Source organism: Pseudomonas sp. 22490, assembly GCF_052044465.1.
GTDB classification, from domain to species: domain Bacteria; phylum Pseudomonadota; class Gammaproteobacteria; order Pseudomonadales; family Pseudomonadaceae; genus Pseudomonas; species Pseudomonas aeruginosa.
The window spans coordinates 37,492-53,781 of record NZ_JBQENS010000025.1; the positions used below are offsets into that span (position 1 = coordinate 37,492).

Sequence of the window (16,290 nt, forward strand, 5' to 3'; positions counted from 1 at the left end):
ACCCTCATATTGGGGCGACCGATCTGGGACGCGATCACAAGGAATCCCGACTTGAGCGATCTTCTCTCCCGCCGCCTGGCTCTGCTCGGCGCCGCAGCCAACCTGCCCCTGCTGACCGAGTGCCTGCATGGCATCGAGCGCGAATGCCTGCGAGTCGATAGCGACGGCAAGCTGGCGCTCACCCCCCACCCCCGGGCCCTGGGTTCGACCCTGACCCATCCGCAGATCACTACCGACTACTCCGAGGCCTTGCTGGAGTTCATCACGCCTACGGAAACCGACGTCGCCGACACTCTGGGCGATCTCGAGCGCATCCACCGCTTCGCCAGTTCGAAACTGGACGGCGAATACCTGTGGAGCCCATCGATGCCCTGCGAGCTGCCGGACGAGGAGAGCATCCCGATCGCCCGCTACGGCAGCTCGATGATCGGCCGCCTGAAGTACGTCTACCGCAAGGGCCTGGCGCTGCGCTACGGCAAGACCATGCAGTGCATCGCCGGCATCCACTACAACTTCTCCCTGCCGGAGAGGCTCTGGCCGCTGCTGCGCCAGGCCGAAGGCAGCGAGCTGTCGGAACGCGACTACCAGTCCGCCGCCTACATCGCCCTGATTCGTAATTTCCGCCGCTACAGCTGGCTGCTGATGTACCTGTTCGGCGCCTCGCCGGCCCTCGACGCCGGCTTCCTGCGTGGCCGCCCGAGCCAGTTGGAGCGCCTCGACGAACACACGCTCTACCTGCCCTACGCCACCAGCCTGCGGATGAGCGACCTGGGCTACCAGAACAACGCCCAGGCCGGCCTGACGCCCTGCTACAACGACCTGCAGAGCTACATCGACAGCCTGCGCCAGGCGGTCAGCACGCCCTACCCGCCCTACGAGAAGGTCGGCACCAAGCAGGATGGCGAATGGGTGCAGCTGAACACCAACATCCTGCAGATCGAGAACGAGTACTACTCGAGCATCCGGCCAAAGCGCGTCACCTACACCGGCGAGCGTCCGGTGCAGGCCCTGGCCGCTCGCGGCGTGCAGTACGTGGAAGTGCGCTGCCTGGACATCAACCCGTTCCTGCCGCTGGGCATCGACCTGGACGAGGCGCGCTTCCTCGACGCCTTCCTGCTGTTCTGCGCGTTCAGCGACAGCCCGCTGCTGAACGGCGAGTGCAGCGACGCCACCGACAACTTCCTCGCCGTGGTCAAGGAAGGCAGGCGGCCGGGCCTGCAATTGCAACGTCGCGGCCAGCCGGTGGAATTGCAGGTCTGGGCGAACGAGCTGCTCGAACGAATCGCCGACACCGCGGCGCTGCTCGACCGCGCGCGCGGCGGCGAAGCCCACGCGGCGGCGCTGGCAGCGCAGCGGGCGAAGGTGGCCGATGCGGAACTGACGCCTTCGGCGCAGGTGCTGAAAGTCATGCGCGAGCGCGGCGAGAGCTTCGAAGCGTTCTCCCTGCGCCAGAGCCGCGAACACGCGGAGTATTTCCGCCAGCATCCGCTGGCCGCCGAAGAGCAGGCGCGCTTCGAGAAGATGGCCAGCGACTCCCTGGCCGAACAGACGGAGCTGGAACGCGACCAGGATGGCGACTTCGATACCTTCGTCGCCGCCTACCAGGCGAGCATCCTCGGCCTGATCAGCAACTGAGCCAAGCCGGCGCGCCCCTGCGCCCAGGGACGCGCCGGCGGATCACAGGCTCTTCTCGAATACCTGCGAATTGCGCTGGAAGTTGTACAGCGAGGCCCGCGCCGCCGGTAGCCGTTCGACGCTGCTGGGCTGGAAGCCGCGCTCGCGGAACCAGTGCGCGGTCCGCGTGGTGAGCACGAACAGGGTCTTCAGGCCGAGTCCGCGCGCGCGCTCCTCGATCCGCTCCAGCAGTTCGTCGCCACGCCCGCCGTGGCGGTACTCCGGGTTGACCGCCAGACAGGCCAGCTCGCCCGCCTCGGAATCGGCGATCGGGTAGAGCGCGGCGCAGGCGATGATCAGCCCTTCGCGCTCGACGATGCTGAACTGTTCGATCTCGCGTTCCAGCACCTCGCGGGAACGGCGTACCAGGATGCCCTGCTCTTCCAGCGGGCGGATCAGCTCGATCAGCCCGCCAACGTCCTCGATGCCCGCCTCGCGCAACTGCTCGAACTGCTCCTGGGCGACCAGGGTGCCGTTGCCGGTGCGGGTGAATAGCTCGCTGAGCAGCGCGCCGTCCTCGGTGTAGCTGACGATATGGCTGCGCTTGACCCCGGCCCGGCAGGCCTGCGCCGCGGCGTCCAGCAGCTCGGCCTGGTAGCTGTTGCCCAGCCGTTGCAGGTGCGCGGGCACCTGCTGCGGGCGCAGTTCGCGGACCAGTTTGCCGGATGCGTCCAGCAAGCCCTGTTCGGCGCCGTAGAGAATCAGCTTTTCCGCTTCCAGGTCGATGGCGGCGCGCATGGCCACGTCTTCGCAGGCCAGGTTGAAGATTTCCCCGGTCGGCGAGTAGCCCAGCGGCGAGAGCAGGACGATGCTGCGCTCGTCGAGAAGGCGGCCAATGCCCTTGCGGTCGATGCGACGGACCTCGCCGGTATGGTGATAGTCGACACCCTCGACCACGCCGATCGGCCGCGCGGTGACCAGGTTGCCGCCAGCGACCCGCAGGCGCGCGCCCTGCATCGGCGAGGCGGCCATGTCCATCGACAGCCGCGCCTCGATGGCGATGCGCAGGCTACCCACGGCGTCGATGACGCACTCCAGGGTCGGTGCATCGGTCACTCGCAGGTCGCGGTGATAGCGCGGAGCCAGGCCGCGCGCGGCCAGGCGCGCCTCGATCTGCGGACGCGAACCGTGCACCAGCACCAGGCGCGCACCGAGGCTGTGGAGAAGGACCAGGTCGTGGACGATATTGCCGAAATTGGGATGCTCCACCCCTTCGCCGGGGAGCATGACCACGAAGGTGCGGTCCCGGTGCGAGTTGATGTAGGGCGAAGCGTGACGTAACCAGTTGACGTAGTCGGGCATGGTGGGGAAAGCCTGTCGTTTCGTGAGCGAGAGCAAAGCGTGAGCGGCCGGGACGGCCCGAAGGGCGCCGTTATCGTCGTCGCAGCAACATCGACAGGCTTCTCCTCACTTTCTGGTTAACGAGACGGATGGATCATGCGCGAGTTTAAACCCTCGGCGGCCCCCCGGCCGCGGGATTCGACCATGGTACGGGGCCTGGGGCCGGAACGAACCGTTTTACCACTATTTTTGAAAAAAACTATCCGAAAACCCCGGTTAACTCGCACAGCGCTTTTTCGCTAGGCTGCCTCGTTCGCCGTGCCGTCCGGCGCGCAACCACGCGAACGAGGAAAATCCATGAGCGAATACTTCCATCACGTCCTGATCGGACTGCTCGCCGTGCTTCCGGTGGCCAACCCGCTGACCAGCGTCTCGCTACTGCTCGGCCTCGGCGGCAGCCTGCCGCCGGCGGAGCGCAACCGGCAGATATTCAAGGCCAGCCTCTACGTGGCGCTGATCATGCTGGTCAGCTTCTACGGCGGCAGCCTGGTGATGCAGGTGTTCGGCATCTCCATTCCCGGCCTGCGCATCGCCGGCGGGCTGATCGTCGCCTATATCGGTTTCACCATGCTGTTCCCCGCCACCACGCCGGACGAGACCGAAGTCCAGCACGACCTGCTGTCGGACGAGGAAAAGATCACCCCGCACTTCCGCGACCTATCCTTCGTTCCGCTGGCCCTGCCGGGTACCGCGGGGCCGGGGACCATCGCCCTGGTGGTCAGCTCGGCGTCGACGCTGCAATCCACCTACGGAAGCATTCCGCTGTTCATCCACCTCGCAGCGATCACCGTCACCCTGCTCACCGCGCTGATCTTCTGGATCGCCCTGCAAAGCTCCGGGCGCATCATGAAGTTCCTCGGCGAATCCGGGATCGACGCCATCTCGCGAGTGGTCGGCTTCCTGCTGGTGGCGATGGGCGTGCAGTTCGTCATCAACGGCGGCTTCGAGCTGGTCGCCGGCCACGCCGCGCTTCAGTCGGCGGCGGGCGTCAGGCAGTAATGCTGGATCAGCCGGCGCAGCACGCCGACCATCGGTTCGATACGCGCCAGTTCGAGGTGCTCGTCGGGCTGGTGGGCACAGGCGATGTCGCCGACACCGAGGACCAGGGTCTCGCTGCCCAGGCGCTGGAAGTACGGCGCCTCGGTACCGAACGCCACGGCCTCGGCGCGATGCCCGGTCAGGCGTTCGGCGACGCGTACCAGTTCGCTGTCCTGCGCCTGTTCGAACGGCGGCACGGCAGGGAACAGCGGCTGGTAGTCGATGCTCACCTGGTGCCGTTCGGCCAGCGGCCGCAGGCGCTGGCGGATCGCCTCGCGCAACTGCTCAGGCTGCATGCCGGGTAGCGGGCGCAGGTCGAATTCCAGCGAACACTGGCCGCAGATGCGGTTGGGATTGTCGCCACCGTGGATGCAACCGAAGTTCAGGGTCGGCTGGGGCACGCTGAACTGCGGGTTGTTCCAGGCCCGCTGCCATTCCCCGCGCAGCGCCATCAGCTCGCCGATGGTCGCGTGCATGGCCTCCAGGGCGCTACGGCCGAGGTTCGGATCGGACGAATGGCCGCTCTGCCCGAGAATCTCGATGCGCTCCATCATCACCCCCTTGTGCAGGCGGATCGGCCGCAGGTTGGTCGGCTCGCCGATCACCGTGGCGCGACCCAGCGGTCGCCCGCTTTCGGCGAGGGCACGGGCGCCGGCCATCGAGCTTTCCTCGTCGCAGGTGGCGAGGATCATCAGCGGCTGGCGGAACGGCTGGTCGAGCAGCGGCAGCAAGGCCTCGATGGCCAGCGGGAAGAAGCCCTTCATGTCGCAACTGCCGAGGCCGTACCAGCGGCCGTCGCGCTCGTCCAGGCGCAGCGGATCGCTGCTCCACAGCGCTTCGTCGTAGGGCACGGTATCGGTGTGGCCGGCCAGCACCAGCCCGCCGGGACCGCTGCCGTAGCTGGCCAGCAGGTTGAACTTGCCCGGCGAGACTTCCCGGATCTCGCAGCGGAAGCCTAGATCGCCCAGCCAGGAGGCCAGCAGGTCGACCACCGGACGGTTGGTCTGGTCCAGCTCGGGCTGGGTGCAACTGACGGAAGACGCGGCGATCAGCGCGCCGAACTGGTCTTTCAGAGACGGCAACGGCATGGGACTCTCCACACGGATCGAGCCCCATCATGGCCTATCGCGGCAGTGGATAAAACCGTCCGTTCCGGTTCCGCCTGCGCCAGCCGACGAAGATCGCGCTCAGGCGCCGAACAGCGCGCGCAGGACCAGGAAGAACAGGATCGCCAGCACCGCGCCGGCCGGCAGGGTCACTACCCAGGACAGGAAGATCGAGCCGATCACCCGCAGGTTGAGCGCGCCGATGCCGCGCGCCATGCCGATGCCGAGCACCGCGCCGACCAGGGTATGGGTGGTGGATACCGGCAGGCCGATGGCCGAGGCGCCAACCACCGTGGAGGCGGTCGCCAGCTCGGCGGCGAAGCCGCGGCTGGGGGTCAGCTCGGTGATCTCCCGGCCGATGGTGGCGATCACCCGGTAGCCATAGGTAGCCAGGCCGATGACGATGCCCACCGCGCCCAGCAGCAGTACCCAGGACGGCACCGGCGAACGGCTCACCAGATCCAGGTCGCCGCCGGCCTGGACCACCGCGACGACCGCCGCCACCGGGCCGATGGCGTTGGCCACGTCGTTGGCACCATGGGCGAAAGCCATGGAGCAGGCGGTGAAGATCATCAGCACCGCGAAGACCCGCTCGACGCTGGCGAAGCCGCCACGCGGATCGGCTCCGCCAGTGGGTCGGATGCGCAACAGCAGGACGATGCCCAGGCCCATCACCAGGCCGCCGGCGAGCAACGCCAGGCCCAGCGTCTGGAGGCCGGAAAGCTCCAGGCCGACATGCTTCAGGCCCTTGCCGACGGTCATCAGCGCGACCATGAAGCCCGCCAGGAACATGTACAGCGGCACGTAGCGGCGCGCGCTGCGGAACGGGTCCTCGGCATGCAGTACCAGCCACTGCACGCTCCTGAACAGGGCGAAGGCGAGCAGCCCGGACAGCACCGGCGTCACCACCCAACTGGCGACGATCGGGCCGATCGCGCCCCAGTGCACCGCGTGCACCGAGACACCGACCGAGGCGAAGCCGATGATCGCGCCGACGATGGAGTGGGTGGTCGACACCGGCCAGCCCTTGATCGTCGCCAGCAACAGCCAGACCCCGGCGGCCAGCAAGGCCGAGAGCATGCCGAAGACCAGCAGGTCGGGGGTCATGTACTGCGGGTCGACGATGCCGCTCCTGATCGTTTCGGTGACTTCGCCACCAGCGAAATAGGCACCGCAGAACTCGAAGACCATGGCCACCAGGATCGCCTGGCGGATGGTCAGAGCGCGCGAGCCCACCGAAGTGCCCATGGCGTTGGCGACGTCGTTGGCGCCGACGCCCCAGGCCATGAAGAAACCGAACAGGCAGGCGAGTACGAGGAAGGCGAAGCCGTGGTCGGCGATCAGGGACATGGGCGGTATCCGTGTGCAGGCAGGGTCGGAAAGAAGACTGGCGCTCACCGCGCCAGCAATTGCTCCAGGCGGTTGCCGACCCGCTGGGCGCGGTCGGCGACATCGCCGATCCATTCGATGATCTGGTAGAGGAACATCACGTCCACCGGCGGCAGCTCGCTTTCCAGACGGAACAGCTCGCGGCGTACCTCGACCTGGATGCGGTCGGTATCGTTCTCGATCGCCTCGAGTTCCTCCACCATGCTCTCCACCAGACTGGTCTCGCGCCCGCCGAAGCCGGTCTCGAGCAGTTCGTTGAGTTCGTTGACCACCCGCAACGCCTGGGCGCTGGCGTCCACCGAGCGCTGCACATAGGCGAGCATCTGGCCCTGTAGCGGCAACGGGATGCGCATGCGCCGGCCCAGCATCAGCCCGACGATGTCCTTGGCGCGATTGGCGACTTTGTCCTGTACACTGAGCAGCTCCAACAGATCGGAGCGCGGCACCGGAAGGAACAGGCTCTTGGGCAGGTGCATCCGGACGTTCTTCTTCAGCCGATCGGCTTCCTGCTCCAGTCGCACCATGTCCTGCTGAACCTGTTCGACCTGCGCCCAGTCCTCGGCGATCACCGCGCGGAAGAACGGCAACAGGCCGGCCGCGCATTCGTGGGCCTTGGCGATGTGCTGCTGCATCGGCCCGATCGGCGAACGGCCGAACAGGCTGATGAACGGATTGGTCGGCATGGAACGCCTCCCTGGTGGAAATGCCGAAAAGTATAGGCCACCCACCCCGCGCGCCTTTGATCTGGAACACCTTCACCCGCGGACGCCTGGCGTCCCGAGCCGGACATCGCCCCATGCAGAAAGAAACCGAAATCAAACTCCGCGTCAGCCGCGCCACCCTGGAAGCCTTGCAGGAGCACCCGTTGCTGAAGAAGCGCAACAAATCGGGCTGGGAGCGCCGCGAACTGTACAACCAGTACTACGACACCCCCGGCCGCGAGCTGGCCCGGGCCAAGGTCGCGCTGCGCATGCGCCGCGACGGCGAGCAGTACATCCAGACGCTGAAAAGCCGCGGGCAGAGCGTGGCCGGGTTGTCCGAACGCAACGAGTGGGACTGGTACCTGGAAAAGAACAAGCTCGACCTGAAGAAACTCGACGACAAGTGCTGGCCGGCGGCCCTCAAGGATCTCGACAAGAAGCAGCTCAAGCCGATCTTCAGCACCGACTTCGTCCGCCAGCGCGCCGAGATCGCCTGGGGCCGCGGCAAGGCCAGGGTAGTCGTGGAGGCGGCGCTCGACCTGGGCAAGGTGGTCGCCGGCGACAACCAGGAGGAAATCTGCGAACTGGAGCTGGAACTGCGCCAGGGCGATGCCGCCGCGCTGCTGGAGCTGGCCGCGGAACTGGCCGCCGACCTGCCGCTGATGCCCTGCGACATCAGCAAGGCCGAGCGCGGCTACCGCCTGTTCGACCCGAACAGCTACGAGGTCGATCCCCCGGCCCAGAAACTGCTGGCGGAAACCCCGCTGGACGGTGCCTTCGCCGCCATCGCCTGGTACCTGCTCGGCAGCAGCCAGCGACTGGCCGAACAGTATCGTTTCAACGGCCACTGGCGCCTGCTGGAGGACTGGCTGCAACACCTGCAGGACCTGCGTACCCTGCTCGGCAGCCTCGGCCAGGCGGTGCCACGCGCCAGCAGTCGCGAGCTGCGCGAAGCGCTGGACGCTCTCCTCGCCGACTGGGCGCCGCGCATCGAGCGCGGCCGTGACGACGAGACGCTACGCCAGCAGGCGCCGCAACTGTTCCGCGGCGAACTCGACGAGACCCGCTGGGGCCTGTTCTCCCTGAATGCCTCGCGCTGGCTGCTGGCCAAGGCCTGGACCGAGTCGCGCAACGAGCGCGGCAACCGCCAGGGCGCCGCCGCGCTGGGCAAATGGCTGCTGCGCAGCCTTGCCGAAGAAGCCCAGGCCACGCCGCTGGCGCGCGCCCACCAGCATCCCGAGCTGCTCCCCGACCAAGCGCCGCGCCTGCAGCGCATGCTTACGTGGTTGCGCCTGGCGCGCGGCGTGCTCGACCTGCCGGAAGCCGACCGCCTCTACGGCGAACTGGCCAAGTTGCTGGAGCTGCTGCGGCAACCTGTCGATGTCGAGCGCCTGGCTGCCCGCGCCACGCAGGCCCATACTGTGCTGACGCTCAAACCCTGGAAGGCGCTGATGAAATAAGCTTCGCCGCTACCGCCATCATCCGAAGGGAGTCTGCATGTCCGTGTTCGCCACCGCCGCCCAGGACCGCCTGCTGGACCTCGGCGACCTGCTCCGCGAGCTGGTCGCCCAGGGCCGGGTCGGGCAGGAGCAGGCCGAACAGTGCCTGGCGATCCGCCGCAGCGCGGTGCGCAACCAGCAGCATCCGCTGGAGTTCCTCGCCGCGCAGCAGGTCGAGGATCTCAAGCGCCCCGGACGCAAGCTCGACCTGGAGACCCTCACCCAGTGGCTGGCCGAGTACGCCGGCCAGCCCTACCTGCGCATCGACCCGCTGAAGATCGACGTCGCCGCGGTGACTCCGCTGATGTCCTACGCCTTCGCCCAGCGCCATGGCATCCTCGCCGTCGCGCTGAGTCCGGAGGAAGTCACCATCGCCAGCGCCCAGCCCTTCGTACAGGGCTGGGAAAGCAACCTGGTGCATGTGCTCAAGCGACCGATCAAGCGGGTGGTGGCGAACCCGGCGGACATCCAGCGCTACACCGTCGAGTTCTTCCGCCTGGCCCGCTCGGTCAGCGGCGCCACCTCGCCGGACCAGAAGATCAGCGGCGTCGGCAACTTCGAGCAGTTGCTCAACCTCGGCGCCGCCGACCAGGAGCCGGACGCCAACGACGCGCACATCGTCACCATCGTCGACTGGCTGTTCCAGTACGCCTTCCAGCAGCGCGCCAGCGACATCCACATCGAGCCGCGCCGCGAGCAGGGCACCGTGCGCTTCCGTATCGACGGCGTGCTGCACAACGTCTACCAGTTCCCGCCGCAGGTGACCATGGCGGTGGTCAGCCGCCTGAAGTCGCTGGGACGGATGAACGTGGCGGAGAAACGCAAGCCGCAGGACGGCCGGGTCAAGACCAAGACCCCGGACGGCGCCGAGGTGGAGCTGCGCCTGTCGACCCTGCCCACCGCCTTCGGCGAGAAGATGGTGATGCGCATCTTCGACCCCGAGGTGCTGCTCAAGAGCTTCGACCAGCTCGGCTTCTCCGCCGACGACCTGCGCCGCTGGCAGAGCATGACCAGCCAGCCCAACGGCATCATCCTGGTCACCGGCCCCACCGGCTCGGGCAAGACCACCACGCTCTACACCACGCTCAAGCAACTGGCCACCGATGAGGTGAACGTCTGCACCATCGAGGACCCGATCGAGATGATCGAGCCCTCGTTCAACCAGATGCAGGTCCAGCACAACATCGACCTGACCTTCGCCAGCGGCGTACGCGCCCTGCTGCGGCAGGACCCGGACATCATCATGGTCGGCGAGATCCGCGACCTGGAGACCGCCGAGATGGCGATCCAGGCGGCGCTCACCGGGCACCTGGTGCTCTCCACCCTGCACACCAACGACTCCCCCACGGCGATCACCCGCCTGCTCGAACTGGGCGTACCCTACTACCTGATCCGCGCCACGGTGCTAGGGGTCATGGCCCAACGCCTGGTGCGCACGCTCTGCCCGCACTGCAAGGCGCCGATGCAACTGGCGGACAGCGACTGGCACGAACTGACCCGCCCCTGGAGCGCCCCGCCGCCCAGCGGCGCGCACCAGGCCGTGGGTTGCCTGGAGTGCCGCGACACCGGCTATCGCGGGCGCGCCGGCGTCTATGAAATCATGCTGCTCAGCGATAGCCTGAAAGAACTGATCACCGCCGACACCGACCTGGTCGCCCTGCGCCGCCAGGCGTACAAGGAAGGCACCCGCAGCCTGCGCCTGTCCGGCGCGCAGAAGGTCGCCGCAGGTATCAGTACGCTGGAGGAAGTACTGCGGGTGACCCCGCAGAGCGAACAGAAGTAGCGGCACATCCCGTCGGCGGAGTTCCGACGGTTGCACGGCACAACGCCGGACGGGCCTGCCAGGCCCACAGACAAGGATGTAGACGATGACGAGCGTTCCCCCCGCCGTCCCCGCGCCGACGCTCCCCAGCCGCGGCGCACCGCACCTGCGGCGAGCCGCGAGCGGCGTCCCTGGCTCGATGTGGCTCGGCCGGCCGCCGAGCCGGCGCTGAGGGCCGGCCGATGGAAATCCTGCTGCTACGCCTGGACTTCTGGGACTGGCTGGCCTTCGGTACCGTCCTCCTGCTCCTGGAAATCTTCGGTGCCGGCGGCTATCTGCTGCGGGTCGGCCTCACCGCCGCTTGTGTCGGTGCGCTCGGCGCGCTCCTGCCGGGACTGGCCTGGCCTTGGCAGGTAGGGCTGTTCGTCCTGCTCTCCGGGCTGGTCGCCGCCTTGCATCGGCGCCGTCGCCGCAAGGCCGGTAGCGTCGAGGAAACGCCAGGGTTGCAGCGACGCGGCGACGACCTGTTCGGCCGCACCTTTCCCTTGCACCGGGCGATCGTCGGCGGGCTCGGCGAGCTGCGCGTCGAGGACGCGTCGTGGCTGGTCAGCGGTCCCGACCTGCCGCGCGGCGCCCTGGTCCGGGTCACCGGCCAGGACGGCGCCCTGCTGCACGTCGAGCCTGCCGCGCCCTGAATCGCTGTAGCTCCCGGCCGGCGGGGGCTGTACGGCAGCGGAAAAAGCGACCGGACGGTCATCCCCGCTGGAACTCCGGGACGGCAAACGCGATCTGATGTAACACGCAGCCCCCTATCAGGAGTTCCCCCATGCGTTCCGTCAAACTCGCCGCCGCCACCCTGGTCATCGCCGCCCTGCCGCTGGGCTCGGCCATGGCCGATACCTTCTGGCGCAACATCATTTCCTCGGGTGCCACCACGGCCTCCACCTACCTGACCTTCCGCCACGACCACAAGCTGATCGTCGCCGCGCAGGACGACGCCGGCAGCTACATCGCCAGCGACGGCGCGATCCGCGGGCCGTACCTGGAAGCCGCCCTGCAGAAGCTGCGCAACGACAACCCGGACCTGCAGGCCAGCGACATGGAACTGGCCAGCGCGATCCTCGCCGGCGGCGAGCAGTCCGCCGTCCAGCAGTAGGCCCCGGCGACCTCGCCTCCGCCCGGAGGCGAGGTCACTCGCGGTAGTCGTCCAGCGGCACGCAGGCGCAGAACAGGTTGCGGTCGCCGTAGACGTTGTCCACCCGGTTAACCGCCGGCCAGTACTTGAACGCCCGCGCATGTTCGCTCGGGGTCACTGCCTCGGCGATCTCGTAGGGTCTCTGCCAGATCCCGGTGACGTCGGCCAGGGTATGCGGCGCCCGTTTCAGCGGGTTGTCCTCCGCCGGCCAGGCGCCGCTCTCCACCTTGCCGATCTCGGCCCTGATGCTCAGCATCGCCTCGACGAAACGATCCAGCTCCGCCTTCGACTCGCTCTCGGTCGGCTCCACCATCAGCGTGCCCGGCACCGGGAAGGACATGGTCGGGGCGTGGAAGCCGTAGTCCATCAGGCGCTTGGCCACGTCTTCCTCGGTGATCCCGGTCTGCGCCTTGAGCGGTCGCAGGTCGAGGATGCATTCGTGGGCGACGCGCTCGTTGCGCCCGCGATAGAGCACCGGGAACGCCCCGTCCAGGCGGTTCGCCAGGTAGTTGGCGGAGAGGATCGCCACCTCGCTGGCGTCGGCCAACTGCGGGCCCATCATGGCGATGTACATCCAACTGATCGGCAGGATGCTGGCGCTGCCCCAGGGCGCCGCGCTGACCGCGTCGTTCAGCGGGTTCGGCCCTTCGACGCGGATCACCGGATGGTTGGCGACGAACGGCGCCAGGTGCCGCTTGACCCCGATCGGCCCCATGCCCGGTCCGCCACCACCATGGGGGATGCAGAAGGTCTTGTGCAGGTTCATGTGCGAGACGTCCGCGCCGATGTCCGCCGGTCGCGCCAGGCCGACCTGGGCGTTGAGGTTGGCGCCGTCCATGTAGACCTGGCCGCCGTGGCGGTGGACCACTTCGCAGATCTCGCCTATCCCCTCCTCGTAGACGCCGTGGGTCGAGGGATAGGTGATCATCAGGCAGGACAGCCGGTCGCCCGCCTCGGCCGCCTTGAGGCGCAGGTCGTCGAGGTCGACGTTGCCGCGGGGATCGCACTCGACGATCACCACCCGCATGCTGGCCATGATCGCCGAGGCCGGGTTGGTGCCATGCGCCGATGCGGGAATCAGGCAGATGTCGCGCTGGCTATCGCCGCGGCTCTGGTGGTAGCGGCGGATCGCCAGCAACCCGGCATATTCGCCCTGTGCTCCCGAGTTCGGCTGCAGGCAGATGGCGTCGAAGCCGGTGATCGCCCGCAGCCAGGCTTCCAGTTCGTCGATCATCCGGCGATAGCCCTCGGCCTGCTCGCGCGGCACGAACGGATGCAGTTCGGCGAATTCCGGCCAGGTGATGGGGATCATCTCGCTGCTGGCGTTGAGCTTCATGGTGCAGGAGCCGAGCGGGATCATCGCCTGGTTCAGCGCCAGGTCCTTGCCTTCCAGCTGGCGCAGGTAGCGAAGCATCTCGGTCTCGCTGTGGTGGGCGTTGAACACCGGATGCTGCAGGTAGGCCGAAGTGCGTTGCAGGACCGCCGGAATGCCGTCGTCCACCGCCCCGCCATCCAGGTGCGCGACATCCAGCCCGTGGCCGGCGCCGAGGAAGATCTCGAACAGGGTCGCCAGGGTCGCCGCGTCACAGGTTTCGTCGAGGCTCAGGGCCAGCCGCCGGTCGTCGACCACGCGCAGGTTGACCCGTGCCGCCCGCGCCCGTTCGAGGATCGCCGCCTGACGCTCGCCGACCTCGTAGGTCAGGGTGTCGAAGAAGTGCCGGTTGAGCCGCCGCAGTCCCTTGCTTTTCAGGCCCGCCGCCAGCAGCGCGGTCAGGCGCTGGACGCGTTGGGCGATGCGTTTCAGCTCCTGTGGCCCATGGTAGACGGCATACAGCGAAGCAATGTTGGCCAGCAGCACCTGGGCGGTGCAGATGTTCGAGTTGGCCTTTTCCCGACGGATGTGCTGCTCGCGGGTTTGCAGGGCCATGCGCAACGCCGGGTTGCCGCGGGCGTCGCGGGAAACGCCGATGATCCGCCCCGGCATTGCCCGCTTGTACCCTTCGCGGGTGGCGAAGAACGCCGCGTGCGGCCCGCCGTAGCCCATCGGTACGCCAAAGCGCTGGGCGCTGCCGAGCACCACGTCGGCACCGAGTTCCCCCGGCGGGGTCAGCAACAACAGGGCGAGCAGGTCGCTGGCGACGCAAGCCAGCGCCTGTTGGCCGTGCAACGCCTCGATAAGCGGGCGCAGGTCGCGGATCTCGCCGCGACTGTCCGGGTATTGCAGCAAGGCGCCGAACACCGCGTGGGCGGCAAGATTGTCCGGCTCGTCGACGACCAGCTCGAAACCGAACGCCTCGGCGCGGGTACGCAACACCGAAACGGTCTGCGGATGGCAATGCGCATCGACGAAGAACCGGTTGCTCCTGGCCTTCGCCACCCGCCTGGCCAGGGCCATGGCCTCGGCGGCGGCGGTGGCTTCGTCGAGCAGCGAGGCGCTGGCCAGGTCGAGCCCGGTGAGGTCGATGGTCAGTTGCTGGAAATTCAGCAGCGCTTCCAGGCGGCCCTGGGCGATTTCCGGCTGGTAGGGCGTATAGGCGGTGTACCAGCCGGGATTCTCCAGCACGTTGCGGAGGATCACCGGCGGCGTCACGGTGCCGTAGTAGCCCATGCCGATCAGGCTGGTCCAGCGCTGGTTGAGCCCGGCGTAGCCGCGCAGGCGCGCCAGGGCGGCCTGTTCGTCGAGCGCGGCGGGCAGTTCCAGCGGCCGGTTGAGGCGGATCGCCGGCGGCACCGTCTGCACGATCAGTTCGGCGCGAGTGGAAACTCCGAGGAAGTCCAGCATGGCCTGCTGTTCCGCCGGATCGGGGCCGAGGTGGCGGCGCAGGAAGGCATCGGCGGGCTGGAGCTGGTCGAGGGACGGCGTCTGCGACATGGCTTCGGTCTCGTTGGGGGCGGCATCGCCCTGCCAGCGATCGTCGCCGAACGGATATCGAATGAGAAAGCAACGACGGCGAAAACGCATTTCGCCGCTGCAAAAAGAACAAAGCCTCGAATGATCGAGGCCTTGTCCAAGGATAGCGGGTTTTGTCGCGACTACGCGGCGGCTCAGCCTTCCGCGTCGACGGCGGCCTGGTAGCCAGCGGCGTCGAGCAGCTTGTCCAGCTCGGCCGGATTGCTCGGCTTGAGCTTGAAGAACCAGGACGCGTACGGGTCGTTGTTGACGTCTTCCGGGGTGTCGGCCAGGGCTTCGTTGATGGCGATGACTTCGCCGCCGATCGGCGAATAGATGTCGGAGGCGGCCTTCACCGACTCGACCACGCCCGCTTCCTGCCCGGCGGCGAGGGTCTTGCCCAGCTCCGGCAGCTCGATGAAGACCACATCGCCAAGGGCTTCCTGGGCATGGTCGGAAATGCCCACGGTAACGCTGCCGTCGGCTTCCAGGCGAGCCCATTCGTGGCTCTGGGCGTAACGCAGTTCGGCGGGAATATTGCTCATCTTGTTTTCCTCGAAGTCGGGGGCGACGGCGGTCGCCATTGCCAGGTTAGATCAGGGGCTTGCCGTGACGCACGAAACTGGGCTGGACCACCCGTACCGGGTACCACTTGCCGCGGATTTCCACCTCGGCGCGGTCGCCGGTGGCGGCCGGCACGCGGGCCAGCGCGATGGACTTGTTCAGGGTAGGCGAAAAGCTGCCGCTGGTGATCTCCCCCTCACCAATGCCAGCTACCCGCACCACCTGGTGGGCGCGCAGCACGCCGCGCTCCTCCAGAACCAGGCCGACCAGCTTCGGCTGGTCGCCGGCGGCCTTCTGCGCTTCCAGCGCGCGGCGGCCGACGAAGTCCCGCGCAACCGGCTCCCAGGCTACGGTCCAGCCCATGTTGGCGGCAAGCGGGGAAACGCTTTCGTCCATGTCCTGGCCGTAGAGATTGAGCCCGGCCTCCAGGCGCAGCGTATCGCGCGCACCCAGGCCCGCCGGGGAGATCCCGGCGCCAACCAGCTCGTTGAGGAAACCCGGCGCCTCGGCGGCCGGCAGCATGATTTCCAGGCCGTCCTCGCCGGTGTAGCCGGTGCGGGCGATGAACCAGTCGCCCTCGGCACGGCCCTGGAACGGCTTGAGTTCGCGTATCAGTGCGGCGCGTGCCGGGGACACCAGTTCGGAGCTGTGCACGCGGGCGTTGGGGCCCTGGATGGCGAGCATCGCCAGGTCGCCGCGTTCCTGCAGGTCGACCTTGAAGCCGGCGGCCTGCGCCTGCATCCAGGCGATGTCCTTGTCGCGGGTGGAAGCATTGACCACCACCCGGTAGCCGTGCTCGGTCAGGTAGACGATCAGGTCGTCGACCACCCCGCCCTCTTCGTTGAGCATCGCGCTGTAGAGCGCCTTGCCGGTTTCGCCGAGACGCGCCACGTCGTTCGCCAGGAGATGCTGCAGATAGGCCGTGGCCTGCTCGCCGGCGACGTCGACCACGGTCATGTGGGACACGTCGAAGACGCCGCAGTCACGCCGAACCTGATGGTGCTCCTCGACCTGCGAACCGTAGTGCAGCGGCATGTCCCAACCGCCGAAATCGACCATCTTGGCGCCGAGCGCGACGTGCAGCTCGTAAAGCGGGGTGCGCAATCCCATGGGTATTCTCCTTCCGGGCGT

Annotated in this window: 13 protein-coding genes; 6 read left to right on the top strand and 7 right to left on the bottom strand. The window is 67.7% G+C overall.

The features are described 5' to 3' along the window. The first annotated feature begins 51 nt into the window (after positions 1-51). Positions 52-1,635, top strand: a complete 1,584-nt coding sequence (gene gshA, locus ACTJJX_RS24350; protein WP_003109990.1) for a glutamate--cysteine ligase — start codon at positions 52-54, stop codon at positions 1,633-1,635. Between the two features lie 42 nt (positions 1,636-1,677). On the opposite strand, the gene argA is transcribed toward gshA, so the two are convergent. After that, a complete protein-coding gene (gene argA, locus ACTJJX_RS24355; protein WP_003096265.1) occupies positions 1,678-2,976 on the bottom strand; it encodes an amino-acid N-acetyltransferase in 1,299 nt (432 codons plus the stop codon). A 336-nt stretch (positions 2,977-3,312) separates the two neighbouring features. Here argA and ACTJJX_RS24360 point away from each other — a divergent pair, with 336 nt between their 5' ends. Next, positions 3,313-4,014 (top strand): MarC family NAAT transporter, encoded by a 702-nt coding sequence (locus tag ACTJJX_RS24360; RefSeq protein ID WP_003114055.1) that lies wholly within the window; start codon positions 3,313-3,315, stop codon positions 4,012-4,014. Here ACTJJX_RS24360 and argE read toward each other — a convergent pair. The 3 genes from argE to ACTJJX_RS24375 all read right to left on the bottom strand — a co-directional run bounded on the left by argE (position 3,987) and on the right by ACTJJX_RS24375 (position 7,231). After that, positions 3,987-5,141 carry an acetylornithine deacetylase gene (argE, locus tag ACTJJX_RS24365; protein WP_016852240.1) on the bottom strand — a complete coding sequence of 385 codons (1,155 nt, stop codon included), beginning with the start codon at positions 5,139-5,141 and terminating at the stop codon, positions 3,987-3,989. The two genes, ACTJJX_RS24360 and argE, sit on opposite strands and share 28 nt — an antisense overlap. Before the next feature lie 99 nt (positions 5,142-5,240). Then, positions 5,241-6,509 carry an inorganic phosphate transporter gene (locus ACTJJX_RS24370; protein ID WP_003100079.1) on the bottom strand — a complete coding sequence of 423 codons (1,269 nt, stop codon included), beginning with the start codon at positions 6,507-6,509 and terminating at the stop codon, positions 5,241-5,243. Between the two features lie 44 nt (positions 6,510-6,553). Continuing rightward, a complete protein-coding gene (locus tag ACTJJX_RS24375; protein WP_003100081.1) occupies positions 6,554-7,231 on the bottom strand; it encodes a TIGR00153 family protein in 678 nt (225 codons plus the stop codon). A 113-nt stretch (positions 7,232-7,344) separates the two neighbouring features. On the opposite strand from ACTJJX_RS24375, the gene ACTJJX_RS24380 reads away from it, so the two are divergent. The 4 genes from ACTJJX_RS24380 to ACTJJX_RS24395 all read left to right on the top strand — a co-directional run bounded on the left by ACTJJX_RS24380 (position 7,345) and on the right by ACTJJX_RS24395 (position 11,666). Then, entirely contained in the window at positions 7,345-8,709 is a 1,365-nt protein-coding gene (locus ACTJJX_RS24380; RefSeq protein ID WP_003120394.1) for a CYTH domain-containing protein, read from the top strand. A 37-nt stretch (positions 8,710-8,746) separates the two neighbouring features. Further along, positions 8,747-10,531, top strand: coding sequence for a GspE/PulE family protein (locus ACTJJX_RS24385; protein ID WP_003096276.1), 1,785 nt, complete (start codon positions 8,747-8,749; stop codon positions 10,529-10,531). Positions 10,532-10,752: 221 nt separating this feature from the next. Further along, positions 10,753-11,205, top strand: coding sequence for an NfeD family protein (locus tag ACTJJX_RS24390; RefSeq protein ID WP_003107402.1), 453 nt, complete (start codon positions 10,753-10,755; stop codon positions 11,203-11,205). Positions 11,206-11,336: 131 nt separating this feature from the next. Then, a complete protein-coding gene (locus ACTJJX_RS24395; protein ID WP_003096280.1) occupies positions 11,337-11,666 on the top strand; it encodes a DUF2388 domain-containing protein in 330 nt (109 codons plus the stop codon). 34 nt (positions 11,667-11,700) lie between these two features. On the opposite strand, the gene gcvP is transcribed toward ACTJJX_RS24395, so the two are convergent. From gcvP to gcvT, 3 genes are all read right to left on the bottom strand, one after another. Continuing rightward, positions 11,701-14,577 (bottom strand): aminomethyl-transferring glycine dehydrogenase, encoded by a 2,877-nt coding sequence (gene gcvP, locus ACTJJX_RS24400; protein ID WP_023093204.1) that lies wholly within the window; start codon positions 14,575-14,577, stop codon positions 11,701-11,703. Positions 14,578-14,750: 173 nt separating this feature from the next. After that, a complete protein-coding gene (gene gcvH, locus ACTJJX_RS24405; protein WP_003107397.1) occupies positions 14,751-15,140 on the bottom strand; it encodes a glycine cleavage system protein GcvH in 390 nt (129 codons plus the stop codon). 46 nt (positions 15,141-15,186) lie between these two features. Next, on the bottom strand, positions 15,187-16,269 hold the full coding sequence (gene gcvT / locus ACTJJX_RS24410; protein WP_003114049.1) for a glycine cleavage system aminomethyltransferase GcvT: 1,083 nt from the start codon (positions 16,267-16,269) through the stop codon (positions 15,187-15,189). Positions 16,270-16,290: the final 21 nt, after the last annotated feature.

Bases quoted from the DNA above. Each gene is read 5' to 3' on its own strand.
- ACTJJX_RS24370 (WP_003100079.1), bottom strand. From the start codon at position 6,509: ATGTCCCTGATCGCCGACCACGGCTTCGCCTTCCTCGTACTCGCCTGC.
- argE (WP_016852240.1), bottom strand. From the start codon at position 5,141: ATGCCGTTGCCGTCTCTGAAAGACCAGTTCGGCGCGCTGATCGCCGCG.
- gcvP (WP_023093204.1), bottom strand. From the start codon at position 14,577: ATGTCGCAGACGCCGTCCCTCGACCAGCTCCAGCCCGCCGATGCCTTC.
- argA (WP_003096265.1), bottom strand. From the start codon at position 2,976: ATGCCCGACTACGTCAACTGGTTACGTCACGCTTCGCCCTACATCAAC.
- gcvT (WP_003114049.1), bottom strand. From the start codon at position 16,269: ATGGGATTGCGCACCCCGCTTTACGAGCTGCACGTCGCGCTCGGCGCC.
- ACTJJX_RS24380 (WP_003120394.1), top strand. From the start codon at position 7,345: ATGCAGAAAGAAACCGAAATCAAACTCCGCGTCAGCCGCGCCACCCTG.
- ACTJJX_RS24385 (WP_003096276.1), top strand. From the start codon at position 8,747: ATGTCCGTGTTCGCCACCGCCGCCCAGGACCGCCTGCTGGACCTCGGC.
- gcvH (WP_003107397.1), bottom strand. From the start codon at position 15,140: ATGAGCAATATTCCCGCCGAACTGCGTTACGCCCAGAGCCACGAATGG.
- ACTJJX_RS24395 (WP_003096280.1), top strand. From the start codon at position 11,337: ATGCGTTCCGTCAAACTCGCCGCCGCCACCCTGGTCATCGCCGCCCTG.
- ACTJJX_RS24360 (WP_003114055.1), top strand. From the start codon at position 3,313: ATGAGCGAATACTTCCATCACGTCCTGATCGGACTGCTCGCCGTGCTT.
- ACTJJX_RS24375 (WP_003100081.1), bottom strand. From the start codon at position 7,231: ATGCCGACCAATCCGTTCATCAGCCTGTTCGGCCGTTCGCCGATCGGG.
- ACTJJX_RS24390 (WP_003107402.1), top strand. From the start codon at position 10,753: ATGGAAATCCTGCTGCTACGCCTGGACTTCTGGGACTGGCTGGCCTTC.